At 55.1% G+C, this 15,797-nt stretch carries 18 protein-coding genes and 1 pseudogene; 14 read left to right on the top strand and 5 right to left on the bottom strand.

Annotated elements, in window-relative coordinates; translation table 11 throughout:
• Positions 1-3 precede the first annotated feature (3 nt).
• From SE15_RS04130 to SE15_RS04115, 4 genes are read left to right on the top strand one after another with little or no spacing between them, the layout of a single operon-like run.
• Positions 4-660, top strand: coding sequence for a hypothetical protein (locus SE15_RS04130; protein WP_054520823.1), 657 nt, complete (start codon positions 4-6; stop codon positions 658-660).
• 11 nt (positions 661-671) lie between these two features.
• Positions 672-2,390, top strand: coding sequence for a glutamate mutase L (locus SE15_RS04125; RefSeq protein WP_054520822.1), 1,719 nt, complete (start codon positions 672-674; stop codon positions 2,388-2,390).
• A gap of 39 nt (positions 2,391-2,429) precedes the next feature.
• A complete protein-coding gene (locus tag SE15_RS04120; RefSeq protein ID WP_054520821.1) occupies positions 2,430-3,482 on the top strand; it encodes a hypothetical protein in 1,053 nt (350 codons plus the stop codon).
• A 26-nt stretch (positions 3,483-3,508) separates the two neighbouring features.
• Positions 3,509-4,141: a RodZ family helix-turn-helix domain-containing protein gene (locus tag SE15_RS04115; protein ID WP_054520820.1), complete on the top strand. Its 633-nt coding sequence runs from the start codon at positions 3,509-3,511 to the stop codon at positions 4,139-4,141.
• Positions 4,142-4,246: 105 nt separating this feature from the next.
• Here SE15_RS04115 and SE15_RS04110 read toward each other — a convergent pair whose 3' ends face one another.
• From SE15_RS04110 to SE15_RS04100, 3 genes are read right to left on the bottom strand one after another with little or no spacing between them, the layout of a single operon-like run.
• Positions 4,247-5,707, bottom strand: coding sequence for a phosphoglucomutase/phosphomannomutase family protein (locus SE15_RS04110; protein WP_054520819.1), 1,461 nt, complete (start codon positions 5,705-5,707; stop codon positions 4,247-4,249).
• A gap of 40 nt (positions 5,708-5,747) precedes the next feature.
• Positions 5,748-6,935: an SH3 domain-containing protein gene (locus SE15_RS04105; protein WP_054520818.1), complete on the bottom strand. Its 1,188-nt coding sequence runs from the start codon at positions 6,933-6,935 to the stop codon at positions 5,748-5,750.
• Complete coding sequence (locus SE15_RS04100) at positions 6,932-7,477, bottom strand: HAD family hydrolase (RefSeq protein WP_201778051.1); 546 nt, start codon at positions 7,475-7,477, stop codon at positions 6,932-6,934. The genes SE15_RS04105 and SE15_RS04100 overlap by 4 nt, the downstream gene beginning before the upstream one ends.
• Before the next feature lie 7 nt (positions 7,478-7,484).
• On the opposite strand from SE15_RS04100, the gene SE15_RS04095 reads away from it, so the two are divergent.
• Positions 7,485-8,456: a type 1 periplasmic-binding domain-containing protein gene (locus SE15_RS04095; protein ID WP_152965528.1), complete on the top strand. Its 972-nt coding sequence runs from the start codon at positions 7,485-7,487 to the stop codon at positions 8,454-8,456.
• Here the strand turns inward: SE15_RS04095 and SE15_RS04090 are convergent.
• Positions 8,435-9,091, bottom strand: coding sequence for a sugar transferase (locus tag SE15_RS04090; RefSeq protein WP_054520816.1), 657 nt, complete (start codon positions 9,089-9,091; stop codon positions 8,435-8,437). The genes SE15_RS04095 and SE15_RS04090 overlap by 22 nt on opposite strands.
• A gap of 127 nt (positions 9,092-9,218) precedes the next feature.
• Here SE15_RS04090 and SE15_RS04085 point away from each other — a divergent pair.
• From SE15_RS04085 to SE15_RS04045, 9 genes and pseudogenes are all read left to right on the top strand, one after another.
• Positions 9,219-9,419, top strand: a pseudogene (locus tag SE15_RS04085) (Rdx family protein); the annotation flags it as partial.
• A complete protein-coding gene (gene trpS, locus SE15_RS04080) occupies positions 9,416-10,405 on the top strand; it encodes a tryptophan--tRNA ligase (protein ID WP_054520814.1) in 990 nt (329 codons plus the stop codon). The pseudogene SE15_RS04085 and the gene trpS, both read left to right, overlap by 4 nt.
• Positions 10,405-10,842 carry a D-aminoacyl-tRNA deacylase gene (gene dtd / locus SE15_RS04075; protein WP_054520813.1) on the top strand — a complete coding sequence of 146 codons (438 nt, stop codon included), beginning with the start codon at positions 10,405-10,407 and terminating at the stop codon, positions 10,840-10,842. The genes trpS and dtd overlap by 1 nt, the downstream gene beginning before the upstream one ends.
• Positions 10,843-10,952: 110 nt before the next feature.
• A complete protein-coding gene (gene infC / locus SE15_RS04070; protein WP_083461686.1) occupies positions 10,953-11,573 on the top strand; it encodes a translation initiation factor IF-3 in 621 nt (206 codons plus the stop codon).
• A 103-nt stretch (positions 11,574-11,676) separates the two neighbouring features.
• Positions 11,677-11,916 (top strand): large ribosomal subunit protein bL35, encoded by a 240-nt coding sequence (locus SE15_RS04065; protein ID WP_054520811.1) that lies wholly within the window; start codon positions 11,677-11,679, stop codon positions 11,914-11,916.
• An 83-nt stretch (positions 11,917-11,999) separates the two neighbouring features.
• The gene (rplT, locus tag SE15_RS04060) at positions 12,000-12,350 is read left to right on the top strand and encodes a 50S ribosomal protein L20 (protein WP_054520810.1); all 351 of its coding nucleotides are present in this window, start codon (positions 12,000-12,002) and stop codon (positions 12,348-12,350) included.
• A gap of 120 nt (positions 12,351-12,470) precedes the next feature.
• A complete protein-coding gene (locus tag SE15_RS04055) occupies positions 12,471-13,055 on the top strand; it encodes a macro domain-containing protein (protein ID WP_054520809.1) in 585 nt (194 codons plus the stop codon).
• Complete coding sequence (locus SE15_RS04050; protein ID WP_054520808.1) at positions 13,009-13,848, top strand: TrmH family RNA methyltransferase; 840 nt, start codon at positions 13,009-13,011, stop codon at positions 13,846-13,848. The genes SE15_RS04055 and SE15_RS04050 overlap by 47 nt, the downstream gene beginning before the upstream one ends.
• A complete protein-coding gene (locus SE15_RS04045) occupies positions 13,845-15,077 on the top strand; it encodes a DUF711 family protein (protein WP_054520807.1) in 1,233 nt (410 codons plus the stop codon). The genes SE15_RS04050 and SE15_RS04045 overlap by 4 nt, the downstream gene beginning before the upstream one ends.
• On the opposite strand, the gene SE15_RS04040 is transcribed toward SE15_RS04045, so the two are convergent.
• A complete protein-coding gene (locus tag SE15_RS04040) occupies positions 15,061-15,783 on the bottom strand; it encodes a hypothetical protein (protein WP_054520806.1) in 723 nt (240 codons plus the stop codon). The genes SE15_RS04045 and SE15_RS04040 overlap by 17 nt on opposite strands.
• Positions 15,784-15,797: the final 14 nt, after the last annotated feature.

Raw genomic sequence — 15,797 nt, 5'->3', positions numbered from 1 at the left:
ACTATGACCGACGCTTTGTGGAGCCTGATCGCTTTCGTACTCACCCTGGCCGTGCTATCCTATGCCATTGGGGATAATCCTCTCTTCCGCATAGCCATTTACACGTTCATCGGCATCTCGGCTGGCTACTTCGCAGCCATCCTCATTGACCAAGTTATCATCCCGCGCCTGATAACCCCTCTCTTAAGCCCAAGCGCTTCTGTTGGGTTGATGGCAATCCCGCTATTACTCAGCCTGTTATTGCTAGCCCGGCTTTCCCGCCGATTGTCTTTCCTGGGCAGCCTGCCCATGGCCTTTCTGGTTGGGGTTGGAGCCGCCGTTATCATCAACGGAGCCCTGTTTGGTACCCTGTTCACCCAGGTGCGCGCCGCGGGTCTCCCCTTCACTCCCGCCCAGAGCAGCCCAAGTGGATGGCTCACCGGAATCGTGCTGCTCTTTGGCACTATGACCACCTTGGTGTACTTCCAGTTCACCGGGCGCCGCGAGCCCGGGAAGGGCATTGTTCGCTCACCCTGGGTCGAATGGATGGCTAGAATCGGGCAGGTGTTCATTGCCATCACCCTGGGGGCCTTTTTTGCAGGAGTGATCCTGGCCTCATTGACCGTGCTCATTGGGCGCTTGGATTTCATACTTCAATCTATCAATACTCTGGCACCTTGAGATACTAGACTATGAGTTCATCCGTCATTGAAGCCGAATCGGTTCTCGCCGTTGATATTGGAAGCGTATTCACGCGCGCCCTGCTCTTCGACGTGGTAGAAGAACGTTACCGCATGATTGCGGCCACTCAAGTGAGCAGCACGATTGGCGCGCCGTTCTTCGACATCAGCGAGAGTATCTTCCAGGCACTCACCCGCCTGGAAGAGATCACCGGGCGACGGCTGATGGAGGAAGCCCACCTGCTCCTCCCCACACAAGAGGACGGATCGGGAGTAGACCGTTTCGTACTGACTTTCTCAGCCGGACAACCTCTGCGTGTGGTGGCCATGGGATTGCTGGAGGACGTTTCCCTGGCAAGTGCCCGTAAAGTGTTGGAATCTACCTACTGCCAGATTGTTGAGCAAATCAGCCTCAACGACCGCCGAAAACCAGAGGCTCAAATTGATGCCATTCTACGCGCTCGCCCAGACCTGGTTCTGATCGCCGGAGGCACCGATCAGGGAGCCACACGATCCATGGCTAAATTAGTAGATTTACTGGCATTGGCTCTACAACTCATGCCCGCCGAGAACCGTCCGGAAGTTCTCTATGCCGGCAACTCGGCGATTACAAAACAGGTATCTGACCGCCTTGAACCCTATATGCGTCCACACACAGTTCCTAACCTACGCCCGGATATTGATCTGGAGAATCTGATACCCGCCCAGGAGGCGCTCTCTGAAATCGTCTATCAGCGCCGTTCACACCAGATTGGTGGATTGCAATCTTACAGCATGATTAGTGCCATCACCCCACAGCCCAGCCTGCGAGCCTTTGGGCGCATGATCCAATTCCTTGAAAAAATCACAAATGCTCCTCAGGGAGTCCTGGGCATTGACCTGGGTTCAGCCACAACGGGGATTGCGATGGCGCGCGGTGGAACCCTCACCATGCAAGCCTTACCTATAGGCACTGGTTTCGGATTAGCCAAGGCGTTGGAACAAAACCCGCTGGAAAGCATTACCCGCTGGCTGCCCATGCATGCCTCAGATGAAACCGTCAGAGATTATCTGTGGCATCGAACGCTGTACCCAACTACTGTACCCACCTCGTTGGAATACCAGGCCATTGAACAGGCCATGCTGCGTCAAATTCTTGCTCAGGTGGCGACCCGTGTGGCACCTGATGAGGGAATGTACGGGTTCGAACCCATCCTGGTCAGCGGTTATGCTCTCACGCAAGCCACTTCACCCGCCCAATCCTTGCTCGCGCTCCTGGATGGTCTCCAACCCATTGGCGTCACTACCTTTATTCTCGATCCCTACGGCTTGCTGACCGCTCTGGGCGCCATTGCGCCACTAAACCCCACTCTGGTTGTCCAAGTACTCGAAAGCAACGCACTGGTTAACCTGGGCACGGTTATTGCCCCTCTCAGCCCGGCTCAATATGGTACACCCATCCTTAAAGTACGCTATGAACTGGAAAGCGGTGAAACTTCGAGTGTGGAAGTGCGCCAGGGTATGCTGGTGCCGCTTCCAATCCCCAATGGACAACGAGCGCGCCTGCATCTGCAACCTCTACGCCCTCTGCGCCTTTCTCCGACTGGAAAGGACACGGCACGTAGTTTCAAAGTCACAGGTGGGCTACTTGGTGCTGTGATTGATGCCCGTGGACGTCCCATAACCCTCCCCACCGATTCCGCTCGCCGCCGCGATTTACTCAAACGTTGGATGGCTACTCTTGGCGGTTGAAAACTGGCACAAACCTTGCATGCCTAGAGAATGACTCACATGCCTATGATGTTACCAACTCACCACATTCTCCCTCTGACTCATCTGCGCCGTCTACGCATGCTCACTGAAAAAGGGCGCGTCCTGGTGCGTTCCGGTCAAACGGTGGAAGCCACCGACATCATTGCCGAGGCACCTGCTCCAGGTCAGCACTTATTGCTGGACGTGCGCAAGGCTCTGGGGGTCCAGCGCGTTACCGACGCTGAGCGTCTGATTGAACGCCGCGTGGGAGAACAGGTTGAAAAAGGAGACATTCTGGCTCAAACTCGCGGTCTTTTTTCGCGCATCTTACGTGCCCCGGTGCCTGGACGAATTGCAGCCATATATAAAGGCCAAATTCTTCTGGAAGTCGCTTCCCAGCCTTATCGCCTTTTAGCCGGGTTGCCCGGCAGAGTTGCCGAGGTTTTTCCCGAGCGAGGCGCCATCGTCGAAACCCATGGGGCCTTGATCCAGGGGGTATGGGGAAATCGGCAGAGCAACAACGGCGTGCTCACCATGCTGGCGGAAACGCCTGATGCCCCCCTAAAACCCGAGGTCTTAGACCTGACCCTACGAGGCAGCGTGATTGTCGGGGGCATTTGTTATCAGCCCGAGGCCCTCAAGATGGCGGCAGAAATTCCCGTACGAGGTATCATTCTGGGCAGTCTTTCGGCCCCCCTGCTTCCGCTGGCAGCCTCTCTTAACCTACCCGTTATCCTCCTCGAAGGTGTAGGACAGATTCCGATCAATCGCTTGGCTTTTCAATTACTGAACACCAATCAAAAGCGCGATGTCTATCTACTGGCGACCTGGAACCCGAGGTTAAGTGAAAAACCAGAAATTGTGATCCCGTTGCCCGCCGATGGTAAAGCGCCCGAGGAAGCCGTTGAAATTACCGTCGGGCAGACGGTTCGCTTGGCGCTTCCTCCATATGCAGGAAACATTGGTAAGGTGATCCAGCCACACACCAGTTGGCTACAACGCAGTGGACAACGCCTTCCGGCGGCAGAGATTGAACTGGAAAACACCCAAAGGGTCACAGTGCCCTTATTCAATTTGGAAATCATTGCCTGATAAGTCTAAACAAGGAGAGGTGAACCATGGACTTTCGCAACGATTTTGATAGTGAAGAACAAGGCTCCCCTCAGGGAAGCACTGGCGCCGAAAATCCCTTTGAGGAATCCTTCGAACCGGAACCTGAAGCGGGTGGTCCTGGACCCAACCGCAACTTTCTGATTGCGGCCGGGATCATCGGGGGCGTTTTTGTGCTGGCAGTTATTGCCCTGATCATCTTTGCTCTGGTCTCAGCAAACCAGAACCGCGCCCGATTGCAACAGGAGGCGGCTCAAATCAACGCCCAAAACACACTCATTGCCATGCAGGCCACCCAAACATCTCAGGCTTTGGCCATGCAACAAACCTTGCTGGCTCAACCCACCCCTACAACGGCTGCCACACCGGTAATCATCGTCCCCACCGCCACCCCGGTACCCACTAATACCCTCTCACCAGAAAACATGGCGCGTACCGCTACGGTAGCCGCTTTTCTGACCCAGGTGGCGAAGGCAGCCACCGGGACCCCTCAGGTCGTAGGCCCCACACCGACCAGCACGGCACTACCGACCACTGGATTTGCGGACGAAGTTGGGTTATCGGGTTTGCTGGGTCTGGCTGTTTTGCTGATCCTCGTCATAGTGGTCACCCGTCGCCTGCGTTTCTCGGCCACGCGCTAAATTTCGGTGCGTAGTATCGCCTTAGGAAACACCCCTTAGGGAAGCAAAAAGGCAGGGGTTGTGCTCGCCCCTGCCTTTAATATATCCTCCTAACTCCTGGCAAATTCACGCCACCTGATTGGCAACCTGTTCTCCGTAAGCCAGCAGAGCGCGTACCATCTCTGGCGAGCGACCTTCGGCGTAAACGCGCAAAACCGGCTCGGTCCCCGAAGGACGAATCAATAACCAGGAATCGTCAGCCAGGATATATTTCACACCATCCAATGTGCTAACCTGGACCACAGCCTCCCCACCGATTCGCGCGGGAGCTTCGTCCTTAAGCCGGGCGGTAATCTTTTCCTTGGAAACCGGATGGCGCAAACGCATGTCTTTGCGTTCGTAGTAGGCAGGGCCCACTTCCTGAAGCAAACTATCCACCAATTCCATCAGAGTGCCGCCCGACTGAGCCACCATTTCCACAATCAACAGCCCCATCAGAATCCCATCACCTTCCGGAATATGCCCTTTAAAGGAAATGCCCCCCGATTCTTCGCCTCCGATGAGCACGTCTTCCCGCAACATGTAATCGGCTATATGGTTGAAGCCCACCGGTGTCTCATAAAGGGGCAACCCATACCGTGCTGCCAGACGATCAATCATGCGCGTGGTCGAAACCGTGCGCACCACCGCACCACGCAAACCGCGTTTTTCCACCAGATAGCGTAATGCCAGCGCCATGATCTTGTGCGGGTCTACGAAGTTTCCCCGCTCATCCATGGCGCCGATACGATCCGCATCGCCATCGGTTGCCAAACCGAAATTACCCGCTCCGGTGCTGATGGCGCCTGCCAATGCACCCAGGTACCGCGCAATCGGTTCCGGATGCACACCGCCGAACCCCGGGTTCATCTCACCTCGAATTTCGTGCACTTCGCAGCCGGTCCCCTGAAGCAGACTGCGAATGACCCCCCGTCCCGAACCGTACATTGAGTCCACCACAATCCGCAAGGGATTCTCGGCAATGATATCAAAGTCAATCAGACGGCGTAAGTGTTCTCCATAAGCAGGGATGGGGTTAAAGCGCTGGATCAGTTTGAGTTGGCGGGCCTGCTCGTAATCCATCAAGTTGGGACCCCGTCCCTGAGCCTCATTGTCGTTCAGGTATATCTCAACCCGCCGACACTGCTCTGGAGACGCTGAGCCACCAAATGCGGCTTTGAGTTTGACCCCGTTGTAACGCGGTGCATTGTGGGAGGCCGTAATCATCACACCTCCAATAGCACCCAGATGGCGCACGGCGAAAGAAATGGCTGGGGTTGGTGCATCAGCCTGGCTAAGGTAAACGGTGAATCCATTTGCCGCCAGCACACGGGCAACTTCCTGAGCAAAACGATCTGAGAGGAAACGCGTGTCAAACCCCACCACCATGGTCTTGGGGTCAGCCTCGATTCCTTCTCCCAATCCGTTTAACCATTGATCCGAAGCCACTGCATCTGCAATGGCTTGGGTTACCAGACGTAAATTGTGGAATGTGAATGTGTCAGAGATGACTGCGCGCCAACCATCTGTACCAAAATGTATCGTCATCGTTTTTCACCTCTCCAGAGATGTTAAGTGGTGTTTGTAATTACCATCCGGGCATTGGAGTGGCAGTGGCCAGCAATGCCTGCACCATCCATCCCTCAACCCCTTGTTGAGTCCGTACCTTAACCCACAGGACTCCCCCCTGTCCCCGAACAGGGTCAGAGATTACCTGCACCAGGGAATCATTGAGCAACGAAGTCAGCACCCGGCCATCTGGCTCTTCGCGCACAAAGGCTCCTCCCCCAACATTTGCCGACACCCGCGCCCACACTGGTGTCGGTTCGGGGGTTAGCGTTGCTGAAGGCGTGAGAGAGGGGATAGGGAGAATGGACGGGGTTGAACTCACTGGAACTTGGGTTGGGGGCATTGTTGGACGGGGTGACACCGTTAGCGTGGGTTGCAGTAACAACGGCGCAGGAGAAGCGGTCGGGCTGACCCTTACCACGCTTCCATTCAGGGATACCACTGGCTTTCCCAGCAACAGCACCACTATCCCGACCAGCAATGCCGGTCCGACCCCATAGCCCCAAAGGTGGGGACGCACTTTCATTACCAGAAGAACACCCCAGGTTACCAACCAAATGGTCAATAAGTGCAGTCCAAAGGTCCGGAGCCCCACAAACAACAGATCCGGCTGTTGTCCTCCCCAGCCGTACCCTGTTATTGCCAGTGGCAATACAAGCCCATATGCCAGCATCAGATTCACAACCAGGGGGCGCTGCCGGGGTGATCGAAGCAACATAAGGGCCACCAGCGCCGCGCCAATGGCAGTGATGGCCCACTCCAATCCCCCCCACTGCCCGTAAAAACGAAGTAATGCCGGTGACGCTCCGGAGTGAAGGCTACGTTGCACCCAACCGGCAGTCCCTCCCGCACCCAACAGGACCAGGCTTAGAAACAAAACCCCTCCCAGACCATTGATCAGAAAAGCCCCCGTCCCTCCAAAGGCTACCAATATCACCCCGATTACTGGCCCCAGGAAAGGACTCATCAGAATAGCAAGGAAATACAGGACAGGGGTGTCAGAAGTTAGGGCCGCCCCAGCCAAGAGAGCACAAATTACGGCCGCAAGGTAGAAATCAAACCCCGCCCCCAATTGGCGCGTTAATGCTTGTAGCAACGCTCCTTTATCCTCACTGCTGGACGAGGAGCGTGAACGACGCAACGGTGGAGGCGAATCCGCCGAGTGTTCGGGTTCCGGAGGTAGAGGTTCGCTGGTAGGCAAATTCATTGCCGTAAGGTCGCCACAATGCGTAAAGGTCGTTCTAACAATTCCAGAGCCGTCAGAATATCCGGCACCACTACATCTGCCGCCATCAAAGTCGAAACCGCCACTCCCTCCCGCGACATCACGCAGATTCCCAAGGCAGCCTCGCGAAGCATCTCCGCGTCGTTAGCGCCCTGACCAATCGCCACCACGTGCTCAGCCCCCAAATCGCGGACAAAAGCGGCTTTTTGGGCCGCTTCATTGCCGGGGTTCAGACGCACCGCTGTCAGATTCAGATGATGATCAATTGCCGCCTGGCGGCCATGGGTATCCGCTGTGATCAGATGAATGCGGAGACGATCTCGAAGAGCGTTGATGCTGCGATAGACCCCGTCAATCAATTGCCCATCCAGCGCCAGAGTCCCATTAACATCACACACCAGATGCTCTAATTGCAGAATACCGCGCCCGGGGATATTGAGTTCAATCATGCCACTATTATAATACAGAGCATTCCCACACTCTTCGCGGTAAAATAACCCCATGCGCCGACTCGGATTTCTCACCCTCATCATGCTCATTGGACTTGCGGCCTGCACGCCCGGCGCCATCCAGCCAACCCTCACCTCAACAGTTCCCCTCCCAACCGCGCCGGCTGAAACTCCAATCCCCTTGGCTTCTCCAGTCCTGCCCACCACTCCTCCCCGAATGATACTGGTCAGCCAGAGTAGCCCCTGGCAAGACAGAGTCGCTAACTGGTTGCGAAGCCGGCTAGGCGCCCAGGGTTGGCAAATCGAAATTCAACCCGATTTACATGCCGCCAACCTAGGGGCTGAAGTTGCGGGCGTTATCCTTCTAACCCCCTCATCAGATTACAGCGATTTTATTGCTCAACACCCTGACCTTCGTTTTATCTTCATTGGCGAAGCGCCTCTGCCCGAAGCCTCCAACCTAACCCAAATCCTCTTTTCAGCCGATAATCTTTATTTTCTGGCGGGTTACCTCTCAGTTTTGATCGCACCCGATTTTCGCGCAGGCGGCTTGTTCCCCCCCAATTCCGAAACCGCCTTGCAGGCCTTTCGCAATGGTGCCTATTACCTGTGCGGGCGTTGCGTTCCGGCTTATGGCCCCATCGTAACCTTCCCCGTCACCACCACTCTTTCGCTCAATGCGCCTGCAGATGAGTGGCAAGCCGCCCTGGCCGAATTAAACAAAAATCGTCTGGAAACGCTCTTTGTCTCTCCCGAAGTGCTCACCCCAGAGCTGCAAGACCACCTCGCAACCACTGGCTGGGGGATATTAACCACAGAATCCCCACAGGATGCACCTTCTAATTGGGCAGTCGCGCTCACTTTTGACCTGGAGCAGGGGCTGGAAGCCGCATGGCAGGTCGAAACAGAACAGAAACAACCCACGACCGTAATCGTTCCCCTAAAACTCCAAACCATCAACCCCCAATGGCTAACCCCTGGCCGACAACGCCTGGCGGAACAGGTCATGCAGGAGCTTCAAAAAGGGTGGATCTACCCCTTAACTCCCCCTTGATCGGTCGGCGGGGTTGATCCTATAAATTCTTCCATTGTCGCCTGCCCCGGCTGGTTAATTCCCTCTCGCCGCAAGACCTTCCAGATGGTCAAAGCGAGAATTTTAATATCTAACCACAATGACCAGTGATCCACGTACCAGACATCCAGCCGGAATTTATCCTCCCATGAAAGGGCATTGCGCCCATTAACCTGTGCCCAGCCGGTGATTCCCGGCAGCACATCGTGCCGCCGCATCTGTTCGGGGGTATATCGCTCCAAATAAGCCACCAGAAGTGGGCGCGGCCCCACCAGGCTCATCTCACCCCGCAACACGTTGAAGAGCTCGGGCAGTTCGTCCAGCGAGGTTGCGCGTAGAAACCGCCCCAGAGGCGTCAATCGCTGCGCATCAGGCAACAGATTCCCCTGCGCGTCGTAGGCTTCTCGCATTGTGCGGAATTTATATAACTTAAAAATTCGACCCTTATAACCCGGACGTGGCTGACGGAAAATTACCGGAGGGCCTTCAAATACAAGGATGGCCAGAGCAATGATCCCCATCAATGGGAGTGCCAGAATCATACCCAGCAATACCAGAATTAAGTCAAAAAGTCGTTTTGACCAGGGAATACCCTCAGGAAACCACTGCCAACCCATGCTTTGGATTTTACCAAACTCCGCGCTTGGGTTATAATTTTTGCCACACACATCCCTATCTAGAGGAAAGCCTATGTGGCTTAAAATCACGATTGAATATTGTGCAGTTTGACATTATACGGATCGTGCCATCGGTCTGATGGCTGATTTACTAAAAAACTTTGAACCCGAGATTGAATCCATCACGGTGATTCCCTCAGATGGTGGTCGCTTTGAGGTCAGCGTGAACGGGCAGTTGCTTTACTCGAAACTTAAAACTGGCCGACATGCGGAACCAGGCGAAATCCTGAGCCTGGTGAAAAACTACTTACAGGAAGGACGTACATGAGCCAGAAGAAAGGTCGCGTTTTTTCCGGAGCCCGCCCAACAGGCCGGCAGCATCTCGGTAATTACCTGGGCGCCATTCGCAATTACGTGGCGTTACAAGAGGATTACGAGTGTATTTACTGCATCGTAGATGTTCACGCCTTGACCACGCTCGAAACCACACGAGACTTGCGTCAGAACACCTACGAAATGGCGCTAGATTGGTTGGCGGCCGGGATTGACCCCGAAAAAAGCATCATCTTCGTGCAGTCCAATGTACCCCAAGTAATGGAATTGCATACTTATCTTTCAATGGTCACCCCGCTGGGGAAGCTAACTGATCTTCCTACGTTTAAGGAAAAGGCACGTCAGCAGCCCCACAATGTAAATTATGGGTTGGTGGGCTACCCGGTATTGATGACTGCCGACATCGTGCTCTACAAGGCCAATTTGGTGCCGGTAGGACTGGATCAGGCGCCCCACATTGAATTCGCTCGTGAGGTGGTGCGCTCCTTTAATTATCGCTATAACACCCAGGTGCTCATCGAGCCAGAAATGAAAGTGACCGAAGTGCCCAAAGTGCTGGGCATTGATGGGCAACAGAAGATGAGCAAGAGCCTGAATAACCACATTGAACTCGCTGCCACTCCGGAGGAAACCCTCCAGCGAGTGATGCAAATGGTCACTGATCCACAACGAGTACGACGCACGGACCCGGGCAACCCGGATGTGTGTAATGTCTTTACCATGCACAAAGTTTTCTCCAAGCCCGAAGAGATTGCCATGGTGAATGTCGAGTGCCGTCGTGCCGGGATCGGCTGCGTAGATTGCAAGCGACTGCTTGCCCGCAACCTGAACGAGCACCTGGCCCCCTTCCGTGAACGTCGGGCAGAATTGGCTCAGAATCCGGAAACGATTTGGGAGATCTTGCGCCAGGGTGCCGCCCGCGCCCGGGTGATTGCCGAACAAACCATGCAAGAAGTCCGCGAAGCCATTGGGTTGCCCTGATGCGCGCTCTCCTTCAACGAGTCCGTGAGGCCAGCGTCAAAGTGAATGACCAGATCGTTGCCCAAATCGGGCCGGGCTTTGTCATCCTGCTCGGTGTGGGATTAGAAGATACCGAGGAAAAAGCCGCCCTACTGGCCCGCAAAATTGCTTACCTGCGCGTTTTTGAGGACGACGGGGGCAAAATGAACCTCTCCATTCAGGATGTGGGCGGAGAGGCCCTGGTGGTCTCCCAATTTACCCTTTATGCTGATACGCGCAAGGGGAACCGACCATCGTTCACGCAGGCAGCCCCGCCTGAAATCGCCCGACGACTGGTTGAAGCCTTTGCGCGCCACCTGGAATCCTACGGAATCCCCGTACAGCAAGGAGTTTTCGGAGCCCATATGCTGGTCCACATCTTGAATGATGGACCGGTGACCATTTGGCTTGAACAGTGAAGTAGTTGAATGAAAACGTGTGCCCGGTTTTCAGTTGACATGCTCAAAACAGGTATGGTAATATCTATTTGCTATCGGTCCGTGGAAACGGACTGATTTGATTACCCAAAATTTTAACGAGGAGAAAGGAGAGAACCATTAGCACGACAAATTATCGCGTAAATGAGGCTATTCGCGTCCCAGAAGTGCGCCTGATCGGTCCCAATGGCGAGAATCTAGGGGTGGTCCCCATCGAGAAGGCGTTACGCATAGCCCGCGAAGCCGAGTTAGACCTGGTTGAAGTCGCCCCGAATGCCACCCCACCCGTGTGCCGGGTGATGGATTTTGGCAAATTCCTTTACGAGAAGACCAAGAAAGAACGTGAGGCTCGTAAAGCCCAGACCAAAATCGAGGTTAAGGAGATTCGCCTGCGTCCCAAAACTAACGAGCATCATCGCGGCTTTAAGACGCGTGATGCCCGGCGCTGGTTACAGGAAGGGATGAAGGTGCGGGTGACCATTCGCTTCCGCGGGCGGGAAATCACATACCCCGAAATTGCACTCGAGGACCTCAAGGAAATTGCCGCCGAACTGGCCGATGTGTCCGTCATCGAGCAGATGCCCACCCTTGAAGGCAAATCCATGACCATGGTTTTAGCGCCGGCCAAAGGTGGCAAGAAAAAAGTCGCCCCTGCAACCGCAGAAAGTAGCCCTGATCCGCAAATTGAAACCAGGGACGCTGCTAACGCTTGAGCCATTTTTGAATCTTTCATCCCACAAGATCTCATTTTTCTGGTATAATGCGCCTTCGCGCGTTATTACCTGCCTTATCTTTTTGTGAGAGGAGTTGTGAGCCGTGCCTCGCAAAGCAAAACCGGGAAAGAAGTTCAAACTCAAAACCCACAAGGCAACTGCCAAGCGCTTCCGCTTAACCGGATCGGGCACCCTGGTCCGCACAAAGGGCGGTAAGAGCCACCTGCGCCGCCGCACCTCAAAGCGCACCAAGGCTCTATTCACCGAAATGATCCCGGTCCAGGGCGAAAAGATCATCCAGCGGATTCATCGTTTGGCGCCCTACTTGAAAAAAGCCGATTAATTCCACATCACTTGATGCGGCTGCTGGGTGTTTGCAACAGGTGTTAATGCACCGACGCTCAGGGGTTCGCAAAGGAGAGAGTCATGCGTGTAAAAGGTGGTCCACACAGCCATCTGCGACATAAGAAGGTGTTGAAACTCACAAAAGGCCAGTTTGGAACACGTCATCGCCTGTTCCGGCGGGCCAACGAAGCCATGCTTAAGAGCCTGTGGTATGCGTATCGCGACCGACGACAGCGCAAACGCGATCTGCGTAAGTTATGGATTGCGCGCATCAACGCCGCTGCTCGTCTGAACGGCACAACCTACAGTCGGCTGATCTACGCACTGAGGAAAGCCAACATTAACCTCAACCGCAAAGTTCTTGCTGACCTGGCCGTGCGCGATCCTCAGGCTTTTGCCGCTGTGGTAGCCCAGGCCAAGGCCGCTCTGTAATACTCAATCCAGGCAAGAGGCAGGTAAGCCAACGTGGGGCCAATGTGCGCCCCACGTTTTTATTGCATCCCCTCCCCTGCACTGTGCTATAATCTCTCCGCAGTAAAGCGAGGTGCAGAAATGGCATCGCAAGTCAAAGCCAGATACCAGTTTCCAGGGGGGCAAAACCTGGAAATCGCCCAGGGAGACATCACCGCCGAGGATGTAGAGGCCATTGTCAATGCCGCCAACGCTATGCTCCAACACGGGGCGGGGGTGGCAGGAGCCATCCTGCGCAAAGGGGGGCCACAAATTCAAGAGGAAAGCGATGCCTGGGTACGGCAACATGGGCCCGTCACCCACGGCAGGCCCGCTTATACTCACGCAGGGCGGTTGCCATTTCGCTACATCATTCACGCTGTCGGCCCCATTTGGGGCGAAGGTGATGAGCAGTCCAAACTCAGTGCTGCCATCTCCGGAAGCCTGCAACTGGCCGAAATGCTGGGCATACGCTCTCTGGCTTTTCCCGCAATCTCAACCGGGATTTTCGGTGTGCCTAAAGACCTCGCAGCACGGGTTTTTTTGCAAACGATCGCCGATTACTTTTCCCAATCTCCCAATTCCCCCCTTTCGCTAGTACGTATCACCCTCTACGATACCCCGACGCTTGAGGTTTTCCTTGAAACCTTTGAAACCTGGCGAAAATCCCAATCGCCCACCTCATGAGCCACTTATCCATTCTCGCCACAACCCGCGCTTTCGTGAAGTGCGAGCCCTGATTGAACGGCGACGCGAGCGTGAAGAGAAAGGGGCATTTGTCGCCGAGGGAATTAGACTATGCGAAGAGGTTCTCAAAGCCGGATGGCGTCCTCAGTATGTTCTCTACCACGGGCTACTGGGGGAACGCGGCCAGCAACTGGTGGAGCAATTTCGTACCTTGGGTGTCCCTATCCACATGGTCACTCAGGAGTTAATAGAAACCCTGGCCGGCACAGAGACCCCCCAAGGGATTCTGTGCGTACTTCCCATGCATCATCTCCCCTTCCCTGAGCAATGGGATTTTCTATTGGTTTTAGACGGGATTAAAGATCCCGGCAACGCCGGCACCCTTCTCCGCACTGCATGGGCCGCTGGAGTCCACGCCGTTATCACCACCCCAGGCACAACGGACCTATTTGCCCCAAAAGTGGTCCGTGCTGCCATGGGCGCCCATTTCCATCTCCCTATTCACAAGTTTAATTGGGAGGAGATAACCACCCTGGCCAGGCAACGTGTGCCCGAACCGGCGCGCATCTTCCTGGCTGAGGCCCAAGGGGGAACTCCTTATTGGCAGTGCAATCTCCGTCAGCCTCTCCTGCTGGTGGTCGGTAGTGAGGCCGAGGGGCCCAGCCCTGAAGCCCAGCGCTATGCTGACGAATGGATCACCATTCCCATGCCAGGAGAGAGCGAGTCCCTCAATGCAGCCATCGCCGCAGCCATCCTGCTCTTTGAGGTTGTCCGTCAGAGGCAAACCCTATGAAGATCCGCGCCATCACCTGCTTTTTCGATCCCTCATTTCATCAGATTCCCGAAACCTTGCGCCATCTGAGTCGTCTGAGCCAAGATCTTAAACATGCCCTTGAAGATACCGGGATCGAGGTTCAGACCTGTCGGGTGGCTACTACCCCTTTCCCGCTATGGCTTGATCTGGCTCCGGAAAGCCAGATGGTCCGTACCGTAAAAGACCTGGAGGAGCAAGCATTAACCTCTGGTTTTGACTATCTGGGGGTAGGTCCGGCGCTCCTGATCCATCCGACTTCTTATAACGCAGTAATCCCCATCCTGGCCAATACGTCCAGCACTTTCATTGCTGCTCAAATGGCCGAACCAGATCCTGGGATTTCTTTTCGCGCCATTCGGGCCTGCGCACACATCATTGATCAAGCCGCTTCCCTATCTAGCGACGGTTTTAGCAACCTGCGGTTTGCTGCCTTAGCCAATGTCCCCCCAGGTGCACCCTTCTTTCCCGCCGCCCATCACCTGGCCGGCCATCCCCCCGCCCTGGCATTGGCTATTGAAGGCGCTGATGCTGTGTTAGAGGTATTCTCAGGAGGGGTGATAACCTGGAATGAAATCCGTCAGGCCCTCCTGGAGCGCCTGGAAGCCTTTGCCAACCAGATCACCTCGGTGATCACACCCCTTCTCAACTCAAAAACCGTCTTCTGGGGGTTTGATTTCTCCACTGCACCTTTCCCCAACCCCGCATGTTCAATCGGCGCAGCCCTGGAATGCCTGGGAGCTTCACGGTTGGGCACATTGGGCTCGCTAAGCGCCGCTACTTTCCTGGCCGAAACCCTGGGCCGCGGACATTGGCCGCGCAGTGGGTTCAATGGCCTCATGTTGCCGGTACTGGAAGATACCATCTTGGCCCAGCGTGCCGCAGAAGGCACCCTGACCATCAAAGACCTGCTACTGTTTTCGGCTGTCTGCGGTACTGGCCTGGATACCGTGCCCTTACCAGGAGAGACATCCCCCGACCAGCTCACAGGCCTGTTGGCTGATCTGGCATTTCTTTCAACCCGCCTGCGCAAGCCCCTTACTGCCCGGCTGATGCCGATCCCCGGGAAAAAAGCGGGAGATCCGGTATCCTTTGATTTCGCTTATTTTGCTCCCGGTGGTGTGATGGCATTACCCAGTAGTTCGCTTTCCGCATCGCTTGGGATTCACGACCAGGAAGTCAATCTCGCAAGTTTCAACGCACCTGCTTAAAATCAATCAAGATCAGGTTTTTCTCGCACTCTGCAAAAGTATCAAACGCAACCTGGGGTGAAAGCGGTAAATCGGCTTGATCCAACAACTGGATATAAAGCGTACCTCGGGAGGCAATGGGCGCATCAGCCAGGGTAAACTCATACCCCGAAGGCCCATATAAACTGGCGGTTCCGGTCAGGCTGAGCAGATTCACACTTTTACCCCCCAGGTAACCTCGTAATAACACTCGTATCCCGATAGCAGGTCTTCCTTGAATATCGAACACACGCCCTGCCACCCCCATCCAATCACACGTGCGTTCTGGATGGTAGAGGGCTGCAGAAACAGCATTAGGTTTCCCCTGCACGCCGAAAGCGTACCAGAAGGGAGGTGTAGGAGTGCCCGTTGGGTTCAACGCCTCTGGCAAAGGGGTAGCCAGGATGAACGTAGGTTCCGGGGTTGGAGTGGTGCTGGGTAAAGGAGTTGGGGATATTTCTGGGACCGTTTGCGTAGGAGAGATGGTGGGCAAACCGCCCTCCCCATCCAGGGTAGGCAGGCTGAGCAATGTGGGTAAGGGATGGGGTGGAAAGGGATTTACTGGCGTATTAGGATTGACATAGATCACCCCAACCAGGAGAATCACCCCCCCAATGCCCAGCCAAACCAGCAAGGTCAATACATTCCAGAGCAGATCAGGATCTTCAGGTGTACGTGTGGGTGACACAAACGCTCCTTAAG

Origin of the sequence: Thermanaerothrix daxensis, assembly GCF_001306145.1 — a bacterium.
In the GTDB taxonomy this organism is placed as follows: Bacteria; Chloroflexota; Anaerolineae; order Anaerolineales; family Anaerolineaceae; genus Thermanaerothrix; species Thermanaerothrix daxensis.
This window is presented reverse-complemented; position numbering and strand designations above follow the sequence as displayed.

Excerpts from the sequence above, each read along its gene's own strand:
- SE15_RS04130 (WP_054520823.1), top strand. The coding sequence starts at position 4 with ATGACCGACGCTTTGTGGAGCCTGATCGCTTTCGTACTCACCCTGGCC.
- SE15_RS04125 (WP_054520822.1), top strand. The coding sequence starts at position 672 with ATGAGTTCATCCGTCATTGAAGCCGAATCGGTTCTCGCCGTTGATATT.
- SE15_RS04120 (WP_054520821.1), top strand. The coding sequence starts at position 2,430 with ATGCCTATGATGTTACCAACTCACCACATTCTCCCTCTGACTCATCTG.
- SE15_RS04115 (WP_054520820.1), top strand. The coding sequence starts at position 3,509 with ATGGACTTTCGCAACGATTTTGATAGTGAAGAACAAGGCTCCCCTCAG.
- SE15_RS04110 (WP_054520819.1), bottom strand. The coding sequence starts at position 5,707 with ATGACGATACATTTTGGTACAGATGGTTGGCGCGCAGTCATCTCTGAC.
- SE15_RS04105 (WP_054520818.1), bottom strand. The coding sequence starts at position 6,935 with ATGAATTTGCCTACCAGCGAACCTCTACCTCCGGAACCCGAACACTCG.
- SE15_RS04095 (WP_152965528.1), top strand. The coding sequence starts at position 7,485 with ATGCTCATTGGACTTGCGGCCTGCACGCCCGGCGCCATCCAGCCAACC.
- SE15_RS04090 (WP_054520816.1), bottom strand. The coding sequence starts at position 9,091 with ATGGGTTGGCAGTGGTTTCCTGAGGGTATTCCCTGGTCAAAACGACTT.
- trpS (WP_054520814.1), top strand. The coding sequence starts at position 9,416 with ATGAGCCAGAAGAAAGGTCGCGTTTTTTCCGGAGCCCGCCCAACAGGC.
- dtd (WP_054520813.1), top strand. The coding sequence starts at position 10,405 with ATGCGCGCTCTCCTTCAACGAGTCCGTGAGGCCAGCGTCAAAGTGAAT.
- rplT (WP_054520810.1), top strand. The coding sequence starts at position 12,000 with ATGCGTGTAAAAGGTGGTCCACACAGCCATCTGCGACATAAGAAGGTG.
- SE15_RS04055 (WP_054520809.1), top strand. The coding sequence starts at position 12,471 with ATGGCATCGCAAGTCAAAGCCAGATACCAGTTTCCAGGGGGGCAAAAC.
- SE15_RS04045 (WP_054520807.1), top strand. The coding sequence starts at position 13,845 with ATGAAGATCCGCGCCATCACCTGCTTTTTCGATCCCTCATTTCATCAG.